Annotated in this window: 20 protein-coding genes; 10 read left to right on the forward strand and 10 right to left on the reverse strand. The window is 68.0% G+C overall.

Annotated elements, in window-relative coordinates:
- Window positions 1-43: 43 nt before the first annotated feature.
- Genes OK349_RS08680 through OK349_RS08695 form a run of 4 tightly spaced genes read left to right on the forward strand, consistent with a single transcriptional unit; the run spans window position 44 to window position 3,603 of the window.
- On the forward strand, window positions 44-364 hold the full coding sequence (locus OK349_RS08680; protein ID WP_265117418.1) for a hypothetical protein: 321 nt from the start codon (window positions 44-46) through the stop codon (window positions 362-364).
- A gap of 52 nt (window positions 365-416) precedes the next feature.
- The gene (locus OK349_RS08685) at window positions 417-1,838 is read left to right on the forward strand and encodes a hypothetical protein (RefSeq protein ID WP_265117419.1); all 1,422 of its coding nucleotides are present in this window, start codon (window positions 417-419) and stop codon (window positions 1,836-1,838) included.
- Window positions 1,839-1,876: 38 nt separating this feature from the next.
- Window positions 1,877-3,115: an alkaline phosphatase family protein gene (locus OK349_RS08690; protein ID WP_265117420.1), complete on the forward strand. Its 1,239-nt coding sequence runs from the start codon at window positions 1,877-1,879 to the stop codon at window positions 3,113-3,115.
- Between the two features lie 38 nt (window positions 3,116-3,153).
- A complete protein-coding gene (locus tag OK349_RS08695; RefSeq protein ID WP_265117421.1) occupies window positions 3,154-3,603 on the forward strand; it encodes a MaoC family dehydratase in 450 nt (149 codons plus the stop codon).
- Between the two features lie 22 nt (window positions 3,604-3,625).
- Here the strand turns inward: OK349_RS08695 and OK349_RS08700 are convergent, their stop codons facing one another.
- The 5 genes from OK349_RS08700 to petA all read right to left on the reverse strand — a co-directional run bounded on the left by OK349_RS08700 (window position 3,626) and on the right by petA (window position 7,554).
- Window positions 3,626-4,153: a hypothetical protein gene (locus tag OK349_RS08700; protein ID WP_265117422.1), complete on the reverse strand. Its 528-nt coding sequence runs from the start codon at window positions 4,151-4,153 to the stop codon at window positions 3,626-3,628.
- A 65-nt stretch (window positions 4,154-4,218) separates the two neighbouring features.
- Window positions 4,219-4,752, reverse strand: coding sequence for an adenine phosphoribosyltransferase (locus OK349_RS08705; RefSeq protein ID WP_265117423.1), 534 nt, complete (start codon window positions 4,750-4,752; stop codon window positions 4,219-4,221).
- A 74-nt stretch (window positions 4,753-4,826) separates the two neighbouring features.
- Window positions 4,827-5,660: a cytochrome c1 gene (locus tag OK349_RS08710; RefSeq protein WP_265117424.1), complete on the reverse strand. Its 834-nt coding sequence runs from the start codon at window positions 5,658-5,660 to the stop codon at window positions 4,827-4,829.
- A gap of 17 nt (window positions 5,661-5,677) precedes the next feature.
- Window positions 5,678-6,967 carry a cytochrome b gene (locus tag OK349_RS08715; protein WP_265117425.1) on the reverse strand — a complete coding sequence of 430 codons (1,290 nt, stop codon included), beginning with the start codon at window positions 6,965-6,967 and terminating at the stop codon, window positions 5,678-5,680.
- A 14-nt stretch (window positions 6,968-6,981) separates the two neighbouring features.
- Window positions 6,982-7,554 (reverse strand): ubiquinol-cytochrome c reductase iron-sulfur subunit, encoded by a 573-nt coding sequence (gene petA, locus OK349_RS08720; protein ID WP_265117426.1) that lies wholly within the window; start codon window positions 7,552-7,554, stop codon window positions 6,982-6,984.
- Window positions 7,555-7,761: 207 nt separating this feature from the next.
- On the opposite strand from petA, the gene OK349_RS08725 reads away from it, so the two are divergent.
- Genes OK349_RS08725 through OK349_RS08735 form a run of 3 tightly spaced genes read left to right on the forward strand, consistent with a single transcriptional unit; the run spans window position 7,762 to window position 9,678 of the window.
- Window positions 7,762-8,226 carry a tRNA (cytidine(34)-2'-O)-methyltransferase gene (locus tag OK349_RS08725; RefSeq protein WP_265117427.1) on the forward strand — a complete coding sequence of 155 codons (465 nt, stop codon included), beginning with the start codon at window positions 7,762-7,764 and terminating at the stop codon, window positions 8,224-8,226.
- Between the two features lie 10 nt (window positions 8,227-8,236).
- The gene (hemF, locus tag OK349_RS08730; RefSeq protein ID WP_265117428.1) at window positions 8,237-9,088 is read left to right on the forward strand and encodes an oxygen-dependent coproporphyrinogen oxidase; all 852 of its coding nucleotides are present in this window, start codon (window positions 8,237-8,239) and stop codon (window positions 9,086-9,088) included.
- A complete protein-coding gene (locus OK349_RS08735; RefSeq protein WP_265117429.1) occupies window positions 9,079-9,678 on the forward strand; it encodes a GNAT family N-acetyltransferase in 600 nt (199 codons plus the stop codon). Before hemF ends, OK349_RS08735 begins: the two co-directional genes overlap by 10 nt.
- Here the strand turns inward: OK349_RS08735 and OK349_RS08740 are convergent.
- Together OK349_RS08740 and OK349_RS08745 are read right to left on the reverse strand one after the other, a co-directional pair.
- Window positions 9,642-10,376: a hypothetical protein gene (locus tag OK349_RS08740; RefSeq protein ID WP_265117430.1), complete on the reverse strand. Its 735-nt coding sequence runs from the start codon at window positions 10,374-10,376 to the stop codon at window positions 9,642-9,644. The two genes, OK349_RS08735 and OK349_RS08740, sit on opposite strands and share 37 nt — an antisense overlap.
- Window positions 10,373-11,197, reverse strand: coding sequence for a hypothetical protein (locus OK349_RS08745; RefSeq protein WP_265117431.1), 825 nt, complete (start codon window positions 11,195-11,197; stop codon window positions 10,373-10,375). Before OK349_RS08745 ends, OK349_RS08740 begins: the two co-directional genes overlap by 4 nt.
- Window positions 11,198-11,285: 88 nt before the next feature.
- Here OK349_RS08745 and lipB point away from each other — a divergent pair, with 88 nt between their 5' ends.
- From lipB to OK349_RS08760, 3 genes are all read left to right on the forward strand, one after another.
- Window positions 11,286-11,954, forward strand: coding sequence for a lipoyl(octanoyl) transferase LipB (gene lipB / locus OK349_RS08750; RefSeq protein WP_372340544.1), 669 nt, complete (start codon window positions 11,286-11,288; stop codon window positions 11,952-11,954).
- An 88-nt stretch (window positions 11,955-12,042) separates the two neighbouring features.
- Window positions 12,043-12,297: a hypothetical protein gene (locus OK349_RS08755; protein WP_265117433.1), complete on the forward strand. Its 255-nt coding sequence runs from the start codon at window positions 12,043-12,045 to the stop codon at window positions 12,295-12,297.
- A gap of 236 nt (window positions 12,298-12,533) precedes the next feature.
- On the forward strand, window positions 12,534-13,181 hold the full coding sequence (locus OK349_RS08760; protein ID WP_265117434.1) for a hypothetical protein: 648 nt from the start codon (window positions 12,534-12,536) through the stop codon (window positions 13,179-13,181).
- A 187-nt stretch (window positions 13,182-13,368) separates the two neighbouring features.
- Here OK349_RS08760 and queE read toward each other — a convergent pair whose 3' ends face one another.
- The 3 genes from queE to OK349_RS08775 form a co-directional block, all read right to left on the reverse strand.
- Window positions 13,369-14,001: a 7-carboxy-7-deazaguanine synthase gene (queE, locus tag OK349_RS08765; RefSeq protein ID WP_265117435.1), complete on the reverse strand. Its 633-nt coding sequence runs from the start codon at window positions 13,999-14,001 to the stop codon at window positions 13,369-13,371.
- A complete protein-coding gene (gene queC, locus OK349_RS08770; protein ID WP_265117436.1) occupies window positions 13,998-14,699 on the reverse strand; it encodes a 7-cyano-7-deazaguanine synthase QueC in 702 nt (233 codons plus the stop codon). The genes queE and queC overlap by 4 nt, the downstream gene beginning before the upstream one ends.
- A 75-nt stretch (window positions 14,700-14,774) precedes the next feature.
- Window positions 14,775-15,179 (reverse strand): hypothetical protein, encoded by a 405-nt coding sequence (locus OK349_RS08775; RefSeq protein ID WP_265117437.1) that lies wholly within the window; start codon window positions 15,177-15,179, stop codon window positions 14,775-14,777.
- Window positions 15,180-15,195 lie beyond the last annotated feature (16 nt).

A 15,195-nucleotide genomic window follows, 5' to 3' on the forward strand; every position in this document is an offset into this window, starting at 1 on the left:
AGCAATGGTTGGCGGCGCGGCGCACACACGCTATGGGGACGCGATGCTCGTCCGGCTGTTCCTGATGCTTGCGCTGGTTCTCAGCACCCTGCCCGCCCCGGCGACGGCGGCGCCGGCGTGCCATGACGAACCGGCCGCGATGGCCGGGCATGCGATGGCGATGGACGATGCGCCCGCTCCCCAGCCCGATCAGCCGGTGAAGATGGGCAAGGCATTGTGCGTCGGCTGCATCGCCCCGGCGACGCTGAAGCTGGTGCGAGTCGCGCCGCCACGCTTGCATATCGCCCGCCACGGACTGCCGCCGCTGGCCGCGGGCTCACCCGCCTCGGCGCTGACGCCCGAACCACCTCCTCCGCGCGCCTGATCGTCGCCGGGGCCTGTGCCCCGCTCGAACGATCACACACGGAGATTTTGAGATGAAGACACAGATATCGCTCGCCGCCCTGCTGGCGGCGGCGCCGCTGCCCGTCGCGGCCCAGCAGCACGACCATGGCCAGCACCAGATGCCGGCTCCCGCACCGGCGCCAACCCCGGCTCCGGCGCCGGCCCCCGCCCCGACGCCGACACCGGCCCCCGCACCGCAGCCGGATCACGGCCAGCACCACATGCCCGCGCCTGCACCCACCCCGGCTCCGGCACCCACTCCGCACCAGCATCACCAGCATGGCCCCGCGCAAGAGGAGGCCGCTCCGACCAAGCCGGGCCCCCATGCCGTGATGGCGTCGGGCACCGCGCTGCTCCCCGCGGCGGAGGGCGGCCAGCATGATGGCCTTCACCTCATGGCCGGCGACTGGATGATCATGGGCCATGGCTATCTGTGGGGCGTCGCCACCGACCAGGGCGGGCCGCGCGGCGACGACATGGCCTTCGTCCAGTCGATGGGGATGGTGACCGCCGCTCGCGACCTGGGCGAAGGTGCGCGGATCGAGCTCAGGACGATGTTCAGCCTCGAACCGCTGATGGGGCGGCGCGGCTATCCCAATTTGTTCGCGACCGGCGAGACCGCGTTCGGCGAGGCGCTGGTCGATCGCCAGCACCCGCACGACCTGTTCATGGAGCTGGCGGCGCGAGTCGAGGTCGATGTCGCCGACGGCGCCACCGCCTTCCTCTATGGCGGGCCGGTGGGCGAGCCTGCGCTGGGGCCGCCCGCCTTCATGCACCGCCGCTCGGCGCGCTACCAGCCGATGTCGCCGATCGCGCACCACTGGTTCGATTCGACTCATATCACCTACGGCGTCGCCACGGCCGGGGTGCGAACGCGCGCGTTCCAGCTCGAGGGATCGCTATTCACCGGGCGCGAGCCCGACGAGGAGCGCTGGGGGATCGACACGCCCAAGTTCGATTCGTGGAGCTTGCGCGCGACGCTCACCCCCTCGCCCAACTGGGCGATGCAGGTGAGCCATGGGCGGCTCAAGGAGCCCGAGGCGCTGCACGGCGGGGACGAGGCGCGGACCACCGCGAGCGTGCATTATGCCCGCGGCGGGCTCTCCGCGACGCTCGCCTTCTCGGCCAAGAACCGCATCCCCGGTGACACGCTGACCGCGTGGCTGGCCGAGGCGAATTGGGACATCGACGCCCGTCACACGCTGTTCGGGCGCGCCGAGGTGACCGAGAATAGCGAGCTGTTCCCCGATCACGCCCATCCGCTGCACGATCAGGCGTTCCGCGTCGCGCGGTTCGAGGGCGGCTATGCCTATCGCATCCCGATCGTGAAGTCGGTCAACCTCGCGCTGGGCGGGACGGTGGCGGCCTATGCCAAGCCCGACGCGCTCGATCCCTATTACGGCAAGTCGCCGGTCAGCGTGACCGGGTTCGCCAAGCTCTCGCTCGGGAGCTAGCCTTCGTCGTGTAACGCAATCCGATTAGGGCCGCCGCCATGCGCTGGATCAAGACCGTGGCGGCGGCTGCAATCGCCGGATTGCTCTATGCCTGCACCACCCCGCCCGCGATCGCGCCCACGCCGCCGGCGCCCGCGGGCGAGGTTCGGACGCCGGTGACCATCCTGATCTCGATCGACGGCTTCCGCGCCGACTATCTCGACCGGGGAATCACCCCGGCGCTGTCGCGGCTGGCGACGGCGGGCGCGCGCGGCGCGATGCGGCCGGCCTTCCCGACCAAGACCTTCCCCAATCATTATGCGATCGTCACCGGCCTCGTCCCCGATCGCAACGGCATCGTCGCCAATCGCTTCGAGGATCCGGCGCGGCCGGGCGAGACGTTCACCATGGCCGTCACCGACCCCTATTGGTGGGAACAGGGCGAGCCGATCTGGGTGGCGGCGGAGAAGGCCGGCATCCGCACCGCGACGATGTTCTGGCCAGGCTCGAACGTGAAGATCCAGGGCGCCTATCCATCGGACTGGCAGCAGTTCAGCCAGCAGGTCAGCGGGCGGCAGCGCGTCGACGCGGTGATCGACTGGATGCGGCGGCCCGCTGCGACGCGCCCGCGCTTCGCAACGCTCTATTTCGATGTCGTCGACACCGCCGGCCATCGCTTCGGACCCGACGCCGCCGAGACCAATGCGGTGTTGCGCGACGTCGATGCGCTGATCGGCCGGCTGACCGACGAGCTCGCGGCGCTGGGCCAGCCCGCGAACCTCGTGATCGTCGCCGATCACGGCATGGCGGCGGCGAGCACCGAGCGGCTGATCCGGCTCGACCAGATCGCCAACCCGCAGGACTATCGCGTGATCGAGGAGGGCCCGTTCGCGACGATCGAGCCGCAGCCGGGACGCGGGGCGGCGCTGGCCGCGGCGCTGCGCAAGCCGCATCCGCGGATGCAATGCTGGCGCCAGGCCGAGATCCCCGCGCGGCTGCGCTATGGCCGCAACCCGCGGGTGGCGTCGTTCCTGTGCCTCGCCGAGACGGGCTGGATGATCGCCACCAAGCCCCCCGCCGAGCCGTGGCACGGCGGCAATCACGGCTGGGACAATGCCGCGCCCGAGATGCAGGCATTGTTCATCGCCAGCGGACCCGCCTTCGCCGCGGGCGTGCGGCTGCCGCCGTTCGACAATGTCGACGTCTATCCGCTGCTGCGCACGCTGATCGGGCTGCCCGCCGCGCCTGGGATCGACGGCGATGACTCGGCGCTGAGGCCCGCCCTGCGCGCACGATAGGGCTTGCAAAAGATAGGTTTCAAGGCGAAACTGATTCCATGAAATATTTCGAGGACCTGACGGTCGGCGAGAAAGCGAGCTTCGGCTCGTACGAGGTGACGCGCGAGGAAGTGCTGGCGTTCGCGGGGAAATACGACCCGCAACCCTTCCACCTGTCCGACGAGGCCGCGGCCAAGACGCATTTCGGGAAGCTCGCCGCGAGCGGCTGGCACACCTGCGCGATGACCATGGCGATGTTCGTCGAGCATATGAAGGCCAACCCCTCGGCCAGCCTCGGTGCTGGCGGGATCGACGAACTGCGCTGGATCAAGCCGGTCTATCCCGGCGACACGCTGCGCTGCGAGAACGAGCTGCTCGAGAAGGAGCCGATGGAAAAGCGGCCCGAGATGGGACGCACGCGCGCACGGATGACCGTCTACAACCAGCATGACGAGCCGGTGATGAGCTTCGTTGCGCGCGGATTGGTGGCGCGGCGGCCCGCAGTCTAAGCCACAGGCCGCCGTCTATCGATTAGTCGCGGCGGTTCTCGCGCCGCAGCTCGCGGCGGTCCTGACGATATTCGCGGCGATACTCGCGCCGGTCGTCGCGGCGCTCGGCGCGGTATTCGGGCCGGGTCACCTGACCGCTGCGATAGGCCTGACGGTCTCCGCGACGGTCCTGGCGGAAGGCGCGGTCGTCGACGCGGCGGTCCTGGCGGAACTCGCGCCAATTCTCGCGCACCTCGCGGCGGTCACCCCGCCAATTGTGGCGGCGCTGCTCCCAATAGCGGCGCTGCGCGCCGCTCCAGCGGACGGGACGGCGGTAGCGGTCGTAGACGTAGTAGCCACTGCCCGGGTAATAATAGTCGCCATACCAGCCCCAGTAGGGGCTGCCGTAATAGCCTCCACCATAGTAGCCGCCATAATAATCGTCGTCGTAATAGCCGCCGCTACCATAGCCGAGCGAGACGCCGGAATAGCCATAGCCGTCGGTGCACGCCGACAGGCCCAGCGCCGCCGCGCCGATCAGCCCTGCGGTGAAGATACGCGGGATGTACATGTCACTCTCCACGGGCGCATGGCGCGCCATCCTATTGATAACGGGAGAGTTGACGCCCCGGTTCCTTAATGCCCCTTGAACGCTGTCAGGGCCGTCACATGGATGCCCTCGGCACGCAGCGCGTCGGCGCCGCCGAGATCGGGCAGGTCGATCACGAACGCCGCCTCGGTCACCTGCGCGCCGGCCTTGCGCAGCAGCCGGACCGCGGCGCGCGCGGTGCCGCCGGTGGCGATGAGGTCGTCGATCAGCAGCACGCGCGCGCCGGGCGCGAACGCGTCGGCGTGGATCGCAATACGGTCGGTGCCGTACTCAAGGGCATAGTCCTCGGCGACGGTGGCTCCGGGCAGCTTGCCGTCCTTGCGCACGAGCAGAACGCCCGCGCCGAGCGCGAGCGCCACGGGCGAGGCGAAGATGAAGCCGCGCGCCTCGATCCCGGCGACGAGGTCGACCGGGCTGTCCACCGCGTCGACGATTCCCTCGACCGCGCGGGCGAGCCCGGCGGGGTCGAGCAGCAGCGTGGTGATGTCGCGGAACATGATCCCCGGCTTGGGGAAATCGGGGATGGTGCGGATCAGCGCGGCGAGGTCGTCGGCAGGCATCGTCTTATCCCTTCAAACGAACGGCCCGGGAATCGCTTCCCGGGCCGATGGAGAAACTTGTCCAGGCGAAGGTCTCAGTCCTTCACGTTCCGCCAGATCTGCTTCTTGGCGCCATAGGCGAGGAAGCAGAAGATCAGGAGGAAGATGACCGTCGCGAGACCGGCGGTCTTGCGCGCTTCCATCTTGGGCTCGGCGGTCCAGGTCAGGAACGCCGCGACGTCCTTCGCGTAATTGTCGCGCGTTGCGGCGGTGCCGTCGGAATAGGTCACCTGCCCGTTACTGAGCGGCGGGATCATCGCGAGGTTGAGCGTCGCGAAATAGGGGTTGTAGTGCAGCCCCTGCGGCGTCTTGGCCTCCGGGAACTCCTTGAGCAGCTCGGCCGGCTGGTCCTGATAGCCGGTCAGCAGCGAGTAGATGTAGTTGCTGCCGTCGTGGCGCGCCTTGGCCATCAGCGAGAGGTCGGGCGGGATCGCGTTGTTGTTCGCGGCGCGCGCGGCGACGTCGTTGGCATAGGGCGACGGGAAGCGATCCGAGGGGATGCCGTCGCGGGTCGCCGGCTCGCCCGTCTCCGGGTTGATCGACGGGACCTGGAAGCCCTTGGCGATCGTCTTCACCTGGCCTTCGTCATAGCCCAGCGCCTGAAGGTCGCGGAACGACACCAGGCGCAGCGAGTGACAGGCGGCGCAGACTTCCTTGTAGACCTGCAGGCCGCGCTGGAGCTGGCGGTTGTCGTACTTGCCGAAGAAGCCGTTGAACGAGAAGTCCACCTTCTTGGGATGATGGTGGAATTCATGCTCCGCGGTCGCCGCGGGGGGCTCCTTGATCCAGTTGTAGACCGTGTCCCAGATGCCGAGGAGAAGGGCGAAGACGAAGCCGACGCCGATGATAAATCCGCCGATGCGAACCATGTTGTCTCAAGCCCCTTTTATTCGGCAGCCAGCGCGGTCTGCGCAGGCGAGGTGCCACCCTTGCCGGCCAGCACAGCCTCGGTGATCGAGTTGGGCAGCGGACGCGGACGCTCCATCGCCGACACGATCGGCAGGATCACGAGGAAGTGCAGGAAGTAATAGGCGGTGGCGATCTGGCCGATCAGGATCACGCCCGGCGACGGCGCGGCGCCGCCGATGTAACCCAGCACGATCACGTCGACGAGCAGCACCAGCAGGAACCAGCGATAGGCCGGCCGGTAATTGGCCGAGCGCACCGGCGAGGTGTCGAGCCACGGCAGGAAGAACAGCAGCAGGATCGAGCCGAACATCGCCAGCACGCCCCACAGCTTCGCCGGGAAGATGAAGTCGATCGTGAACGACTTCAGGATCGCGTAGAAGGGCAGGAAATACCATTCGGGCACGATGTGCGCCGGGGTCGAGAGCGGGTTGGCCGGGATATAGTTGTCCGGGTGGCCCAGCAGGTTTGGCGCGAAGAAGATCAGCGCCGCGAACACCAGCAGCACCACGCCGACGCCGACGCCGTCCTTGGCGGTGTAATAGGGGTGGAACGGCACGGTATCCTGCTCGCTCTTCACCTCGACGCCGGTCGGGTTCGACGAACCCGGGATGTGCAGCGCCCAGATGTGGAGGATGACCACGCCGGCGATCACGAACGGCAGCAGATAGTGGAGCGAGAAGAAGCGGTTGAGCGCGGCGTTGTCCGGCGCGAAGCCGCCGAGCAGCCAGATGCGGATCGTCTCGCCCACGCCCGGGATCGCCGAGAAGAAGCCGGTGATCACCTGCGCGCCCCAGAAGCTCATCTGGCCCCAGGGAAGGACATAGCCCATGAAGGCGGTGGCCATCATCAGCAGGAAGATGACGACGCCGAGCAGCCACACCATCTCGCGCGGCGCCTTGTACGATCCGTACCAGAGGCCGCGGGCGATGTGGATGTAGACGACGAGCAGGAACATCGACGCGCCATTGGCGTGCGCATAGCGGAGGAACCAGCCGGCGTTCACATCGCGCATGATGTGCTCGACCGAGTCGAAGGCGATCCCGGCGTTCGCCGCATAGTGCATCGCGAGCACGATGCCGGTGACGATCTGGATCACCAGGAACATCCCGGCGAGCACGCCGAAGTTCCAGAAATAGTTGAGGTTGCGCGGGACCGGATAGCCGGCGCCGACCGCGTTGTAGACGAAGCGCGGAAGCGGGAGCCGGTCGTCCACCCACTTCATCAGCGGGTGCTTCGGTTCATACTGCTTTGCCCAGGGAAAGCTCATTGCCTGTTCGCCCCTCAGCCGACCCGGATCGCGGTGTCGGAAATGAATTCATACGGCGGCACCTCGAGATTCTTGGGTGCCGGGCCGGTGCGGATGCGGGCGGCTGTGTCATAGGCCGAGCCGTGGCACGGGCAAAAATAACCGCCGAACGGCCCCTTGTTCTCGCCCTCGCCCGCGCCCAGCGGCACGCAGCCGAGATGGGTGCAGACGCCGAGCGTGACCAGCCAGTTTTCCTTGCCCGCCTTGGTGCGCTCGGCGAGCGTCTGCGGATCGCGCAGGTCGCTGACCGGCACCGCGTTCGCCTCGGCGATTTCCTTCGGCGTCAGGTTGCGGACGAACAGCGGCTGCTTGCGGAAGCTGGCCTTGATCGACTGGCCGGGCTGGATCGCCGAGATGTCGAGCTCGGTGGTCGACAGCGCGAGCACGTCGGCCGACGGGCTCATCTGCTGGACCAGCGGGATCGCGACGACGCCTGCGCCGACGCCAGCCCAGGCGACCGCGCCGATCGCGAGATAGTCGCGGCGGCGGGGATCGGCCGGCGCGTCGGTCGCTCCGTCCGGGGTAACAGCTTCATCAAGCGTTGCCATGCATCAGCCCTTGCACTTCAAAAACCTGGCGCGAGTGCGCCTCTATCGAATCCGGTGCGGCGAAGCGCGAACGCCACGCCAAATCCCCCGGTGCCCCCGGTGGTTGGGCGGCCTGATAGACGCCACATGCCGCATTTGCCAACCGCCTTTTTGTCTAGGATGGCCCCCACTTGTGACCGGTAGTGCCCCTGCCCTATCGGGAGAGCCATGCGAGTTGCCCTGTTCCAGCCCGATATTGCCGGGAATGTCGGCGCCGTCCTGCGGATCGGCGCGTGCCTGGCGACGCCGGTCGACCTGATCGAGCCGATGGGATTTGCGTGGGACGACAAGCGCGTGGCGCGGGCCGGCATGGATTATATCGATCATGTCGAGGTTTCCCGGCATGCGGACTGGGACGGTTTTGCGGGGCAGGCGGCGGGCCGACTCGTGCTGCTGACCACCAGGGCGGCGACGCCGTTGCACGCGTTCGCCTTCGCCGCTGACGATATCCTGCTGTTCGGGAGCGAGAGCGCGGGGGCGCCCGAGCACGTTCATACGCGGGCCGATGCGCGGGTGGTGATCCCGATGGCGCCGGGGCTGCGCTCGCTCAACCTGTCGGTGTCGGTGGGGATCGTGCTGGCGGAAGCGCTGCGGCAAACCGGCGGCTGGCCTTTCGCCGCATCGATCGGCTAGGGGGCCGCGCATGCTGACCCTCGACGACCAACAAGCCACCGCCCGCGCCTGGTTCGAAGCGTTGCGCGACCTGATCTGCGCCGAATTCGAGGGAATCGAGCGCGAGGCGGGATCGGACGCCGCGTTCGACTACACGCCCTGGGACCGCGCCGATCCCTCCGGAGAGCCCGGCGGGGGCGGCGTGCGCGGGGTGATGAAGGGCAAGGTGTTCGAGAAGGTCGGGGTCAACGTCTCGACCGTCGGCGGCATTTTCGAGGGCGATTTCGCCAAGTCGATCCATGGCGCGGGCGAGGATCCGCGCTTCTTCGCCACCGGCATCAGCCTGGTCGCGCACATGGCCAATCCGCATGTGCCGGCGGTGCACATGAACACGCGCTTCCTGTGCACCACCAAGCGCTGGTTCGGCGGCGGGGCCGACCTCAATCCGCCGATTCCTTATGAGGACGACACCGCCGATTTCCATGCGGCGATGCAGGCGGCCTGCGACGCGCACGATCCCGCGCATTATCCGCGGTTCAAGCAATGGGCGGACGACTATTTCTACATCCCCCACCGCAAGGTGCATCGCGGGGTGGGCGGCATCTTCTACGATCACCTCGACAGCGAGGGCGACGCGTGGGACGCGAACTTCGCCTTCACCCGGGATGTCGGGCGGGCGTTCCTCGCCATCTTCCCCGCGATCGTGCGGCGGCGGATGGCCACGCCCTTCACCGAGGCGGACAAGGCACGGCAGCTCGAATGGCGCGGGCGCTATGCCGAGTTCAACCTGGTCTATGATCGGGGAACGCTGTTCGGGCTCAAGACCGGCGGCAATATCGACGCGATCCTGATGAGCCTGCCGCCGGTCGCTACATGGGGCTGATTCCGGTCAAGCCGGGCGAGGTGGCGACGATCGTCACCAGCCTGGAGATGCTGGAGCGCCCGCGGCCCCGTCCCCTGCCCGATTCGCCGCTGCGGCTGGTGAAGTGGGAGAAGCCCGCGCCGGACAAGTATCGCGCACTGTTTCGCCGCGTCGGTGAGCCGTGGCTGTGGTTCTCGCGCCTCATCATGGACGAGGCGCGGCTGACGGCGATCATCCATCATCCCGGCGTCGAGATCTTCGCGGTGGCCGACCCGCGCGGGATCGAGATCGGGCTGCTCGAACTCGACTTCCGCGAAGCGGGAACGTGTGAATTGTCCTTCTTCGGGCTGGTGCCCGAACTCGCCGGGCAGGGGCATGGCCGCTGGCTGATGGCGCAAGCCCTCGCGCGTGCCTGGCGGAAGGAGGTAACGCGGGTGTGGGTGCATACTTGCACGCTGGACCACCCGTCGGCGCTGGGCTTCTACCGGGCGAGCGGCTTCACGGCGTTCAGCCGCGCGGTCGAAACCTTCCCCGATCCGCGCCTGTCAGGCCATGTGCCGCGCGAAGCGGCGCCTCACATCCCGTTGCTCGACCCCGCCAGCCGGCGATAGGCGGCGACGCGCACCAGCGTGAAGGCGGCATAAGCGGCGGAGGCCGCTGCGGCGACGGGAACGAGGAACACCGCCTGCGCCCATTGCGCGCTCCCCGCCGCCGCGATCAGCATCTGCGCCACGATCAGCAGCGCGAGCGCCCCGGCGCCGATCACCATCGCCACGCCGAACCCCAGCAGCGCGAGGCGCCAGCCGTTGCCGGTGCTGAGGCGAAAGCCGCGCTCGATCGCCCCGAACAGCCCGCGACCCGGCTCCGCGGCATAGGCGGCGCCCATCATCCAGGTGCGGCCGAAGATGTAGACGCCGGGAAGGACGAACAGCGTGAAGCCGAGCTGCATCACCGCGCCATTGGCGAAACCGAGCAGGACGAAGGGCAGCAGCCGCACCGCCGCCGCCTGGAGCACGCCGCGCACCGTGTTGCCGCCCTGCAGGAAGAGCTTGAGCAGCGCCAGCGTGCCGAATTCGAGCGCGGCCGAGATCAGCAGCAGCCAGACCAGGTTGGCGCGATAGAAGTCGCTGACCGCCTTACTCACCTGCTCGGGCGTCGCCTGGTCGGGCAGCGCCATCCCGCTCGCCAGCATCGCCAGCGCGAGGATCGGCAACAGGTAGAAGACCCCCGCGATGCGGACGACGAGGTCGCGCTCGGAGCGCCACAGGGCCGCAGCATCGGCGAGCGTGCTGCCAAGGGACAGCCTCATTGCGCGGCGGCAGCCTCTTTGGCCGCACGCAGCGCGAGGAACAGCTTGGCGGTGAACGCAGTGCCGAGCACCGTGAACGCGGTCGACACCGCGCCGCCGACGGTTCCGGTGAGCACGGTGGCGAGCGACAGGCCGTCCTCGCCGCGCCCGGCGACCAGCGTGATGACCGCGCCGAACGCCGTGGTGGCGGCGAGGCTGGCGACGGTGGCCACCACCGCATAGAGGATCAGCACGCCGACGATCTTGAGCGCTACCCCACCGGTCAGCCGCCAGCTGCGCGGAATCGCGCCGATCGCCAGCCGTTCGCCGACCAGCGCGGGCAGCACGACCGCGAGCCGCGCGGCGAGCCACAGCAGCACCGGCAGCAGGGCCAGGACGTAGAGAGTCACCCACAACGCGGCGGCGGGCGGCACCTGCGGCATCGCGCCGGGCGTGGCCGCGCTGAAATCGACGCCGTTGAGGGCGAGGATCACCCCGACCGGGATCGCCAGCAGCAGCGCCGCGAGCAGCAGCACGATCATCACCAGCAATCCGGCGGGCAGCCGGCGCGTGGCGGCAGGCACCGCGCCCTTGCCGAGCGAAGGATCGAGCGCCAGCGCGGTGATTGCGAGCTGGCCCCAGAATGTCACCACCGCGAGCAGCAGCGAGGCGAGGCCGAGCCCCGCCGCCAGCCCGGGCGTGGCACCGCGGTTCAGCTCACCAAGGCTGCCGCTGATCGCGGCCGGAACGAAGATCGCGGTCAGCGCGATCGGCAGGATCGTTCCCAGATTGTCGCTCAGAAATTCCGCCGTCCGATCCCAGACGGTACCCATGCTGATCATGTTTCACCCCTTATTGCGAACCGTTAGCCGATCCTGCCGAGCCGCGCCACCGGTTGCGAAGCGGCACACAACGCGCCATTTGCGCGCGATGGAGACGAAGAGCGGCATCGAGTGGCAGGTGGCGGAGGGGCGCGTGCCCTATCCTGAGGCACTGGCGGCGATGGAAGCGCGGGTCGCCGCGATCCAGCAGGGCGAGGCGGACGAGCTGATCTGGCTGCTCGAACACCCTCCGGTCTATACCGCCGGCACCAGCGCCGACCCGGCCGAGCTGATCGATCCGCGCTTCCCGGTGTTCGCGACCGGGCGCGGCGGGCGCTACACCTATCATGGGCCGGGACAGCGGATCGGCTATGCGATGCTCGACTTGGGTCGCCGCAACAAGGACGTGCGCTGCTATGTTCACGCGCTCGAGGGCTGGGTGATCGCGGCATTGGCCGGGCTGGGCATCAACGCCTTCCGCGCCGAGGGGCGGATCGGGATCTGGACCCGCGATGGCGGCAGCGAGGCCAAGATCGGCGCGATCGGGGTACGCGTGCGGCGCTGGGTGACGATGCACGGCTTCGCCGTCAATCTCGACCCGAACCTCAATGATTTCAACGGGATCGTTCCGTGCGGACTGCCCGAATTCCCGGTCACCAGCGCCGCCGCGCTCGGAAAAGACATTTCTCCGGCAACCTTTGACGCTGCGCTTGCGTTAGCGTTCCCGGCCTTTCTCGACTCGCTGGGCGGCGCATGCACCGCCCAGAAGCGGGGTTGAGAGCAAGGCACGAAGCGACTAATGTCCACGCCGGTTCGGGGAATAACGGCCAATGCGCCGGCCCCACCGTATCTAGGGAGCCTCATACATGCGTGCACTTTTCACCAAGGCCGTTGCCGGTTCGATGATCGCCAGCGCCGCGCTGCTGGTTTCGGCTTGCGGCGAGAAGACCGAGACCACCGCTGACAACACCGCTGTGACGGACGTCAACGCGACCGACCCGGTGCTCGATGGCACCACCAGCGACAATATGACCATGGTCGACGGCGCCACCGGCAACGACATGGGCATGGCCAACGACACCATGTCGATGGGCAACGACGCCATGGGCAACGGCATGTAATCTCGCGCCCAAGCGAATTGCAGTTTGTCGAGGGCCGCCCGGCAACCGGGCGGCCCTTTCGATTCCGGTGGGTCTGGTAAGGTTGAACCGGCGGCTCCGCATTCCTGCGGCTCCTTGCGCCGCCGCAACGAAGCCGGGGTCAAAAAGCGCTTGGGAGCGCGGTAAAAAATCCGTAACCCGGGCGCACGGTATTCGAGTTCAAGGGGTTGAGGATGCTCGTTTCGCGTTTGGTTTGCATGGGTGCCGCAACGGCGGCGCTCTGCATTGCGGCGCCGGCATCGGCGCAATTCTATTTCAAGGGCCCGGACATCTCCGGCCCGCGCATCACCGGCGAGGAGCCGGGCGTGCTGGCGCAGGCGCTGCCCGGCGCCACCCAGCCCGAGCTGCGCGCGGCGATGGTGTGGAACCTGCGCGCCGCGCTCAACGTCGCCGCGCTGCAGTGCCAGTTCGCGCCGACGCTGCTGACGCTGCCCAACTACAACACCATCCTCAAGGACCATGCCGCCGAGCTCAACAGCTCCTACACCACGCTGACCAAATATTTCATGCGCACCAACAAGACCGCCAAGGCGGGGCAGATGGCGCTCGATCAATATGGCACCAAGGTCTATTCGAGCTTCTCGGCGGTGCATGCCCAGCTCACCTTCTGCGCCGCGGCCGACGATGTCTCGAATCAGGTGGTGTTCACGCCGCGCGGCCAGTTCGGCGAGGTCGCGGCGCAGCGGCTGCGCGAGATCCGCAACAGCCTGATCCGCTGGGGCGAGCAGCAATTCCCTAGCATGTATTTCGCACATGTGCCCGCAGTGGTGGCGCCGATGCTCGCCAACGAGAAATGCTGGCGCAAGGACGTGTATTCGCCGCAGCGGTGCCAGCCGAAGCGGTGAGCAGGATCGATATTCCATAATTCCTCCCCCGGAGGGGGAGGTGGCATCGCGAAGCGATGATGGAGGGGTAACCTCCACAAACGATGTCGCGTGGGGAGAGTACCCCTCCACCGCCTGCGGCGCCCCCCTCCCCCTCCGGGGGAGGAATTGGGCACTTCATCCCAAGATGGGCTGATCCCGATCCGCCCTAACGCAGCCCCAGCGATTTGTGCGCCTGAAGCGTCAGGCGCCATTTCGGGCGAGCGAGCGCGAAATCCACCGCCGCCTGGACATTGGCGGCGGCGTGGGCATCGTCCATCGGCTGGACCAGGAAATGGGCAAAGTCCCAGGTCTCAAGCATCGCGACGTCGGTGCCCGCTTGCGGCCAGACCAGCTTGAGCTCGTCGCCCGCGCGCTGGACCACCTCGCTCCCCGCCTTGGGGCTGATGCACACCCAGTCGATGCCGGGATGCACGGGCAGCGTCCCGTTGCTCTCGATCGCGATGCGAAAGCCGCGTGCATGCAACGCGTCGACCAGCGCGCCGTCGACCTGGAGCATCGGCTCACCCCCCGTCAGCACCACGAACCGCCGCTCGCGTCCTTCGCCCCAGAAGCCCTCGACCGCCGCGGCCAGTGCATCCGCATCGGCAAATTTGCCGCCGCCCAGGCCGTCGGTGCCGACGAAATCGGTGTCGCAGAATTTGCACACCGCCGCGGCGCGGTCCTGCTCGCGCCCCGACCACAGGTTGCAGCCGGCAAAGCGCACGAACACAGCGCGCGCGCCGGCATTCACTCCCTCGCCCTGGAGGGTGAGGAACATCTCCTTGACCGCATAGGTCATGGGTGCTGCGCGTAGCGGGTCGGGTCGGGGACGCCCGCTTCCTCGAAGCCCTTGGAGCGCAGCCGGCAGCTGTCGCACAGGCCGCAATGCAGCCCGCCCGGCGCGGGATCGTAGCACGACCAGCTGAGCCCGAGATCGAGCCCGAGCCTCACGCCCTCGCGGACGATGCCGGCCTTGGTCATGTCCTGCAGCGGCGCGTGGACATGGAACGGCTCGCCCTCGACGCCCGCCTTGGTCGCAAGCTCGGCGAGTTTCTCGAACCCCGCGATGAACTCGGGCCGGCAATCGGGATAGCCCGAATAATCGAGCGCATTGACGCCGATATAGAGGTCGCGCGCGCCCGCCGCCTCGGCCCAGCCGAGCGCGAGGCTGAGGAAGATCGTATTGCGCGCGGGGACATAGGTGACGGGAATATCCTCCCCGACTCCGCCCTTGGGCACGTCGATGTCGGCGGTGAGCGCCGAGCCGCCGAACTGCGACAGGTCGAGCGGAAGCACGACATGGCGCTCGGCGCCGAGCGATGCGGCGATGCGGCGCGCCGCAGCGAGCTCGACCTGGTGACGCTGGTTATAGTCGACCGAGAGCGCGAGCAGGCGATAGCCGTCGGCGCGGGCGCGCGCGGCGGACACGAACGAGTCGAGGCCGCCCGAGATCAGGGCGACGGCGATCGGCGCGCGGGACGTCGAATTGTCGGTCATCGGCTCCGGCTACCGGCTTTGCCGGGACGCGGCAAGGCGCCACCTCCCCCCGCTCGGGGGAGGATTGACGACGGCCTAGCGCGCGGCCGCCTTGCACATGCCGGTACGCCGCCCTTCATATTCCTCGGTGAAGGGCAGGCCGCGGATAATCCCCTGCGTCTCGAGGCGGATCAGTCGCGGCGTTTCCACCGTGATCCGCGTGTCGCTCTTGCCGCTCGGGCAGGTGAAGGTGATCCGGCCGGTGTTCGGCCCGTTCTCGACGACGAAGTTGGTGCAGCCGGCGGAACGCTCACGCAGCTGGAGCAGCACGCGCGGATCGGTGACACAGATCGAGCGGGTGCTGCCGTCGGAGGCGCGCAGCTGCCACTCGCCGCGCTCGATCTTTGCGAGTGCGGCAAGCGTGCCGGACTGGGCAAGCGCATAGCCGCTGCCAGCAACGAGCAACGCCGATGCTGTGCCGATAAAAGCGAATTTTCTCATTTCATCGCTCCTCTAG

Origin of the sequence: Sphingomonas sp. BT-65 (assembly GCF_026107375.2) — a bacterium.
Lineage (GTDB): Bacteria > Pseudomonadota > Alphaproteobacteria > Sphingomonadales > Sphingomonadaceae > Sphingomonas.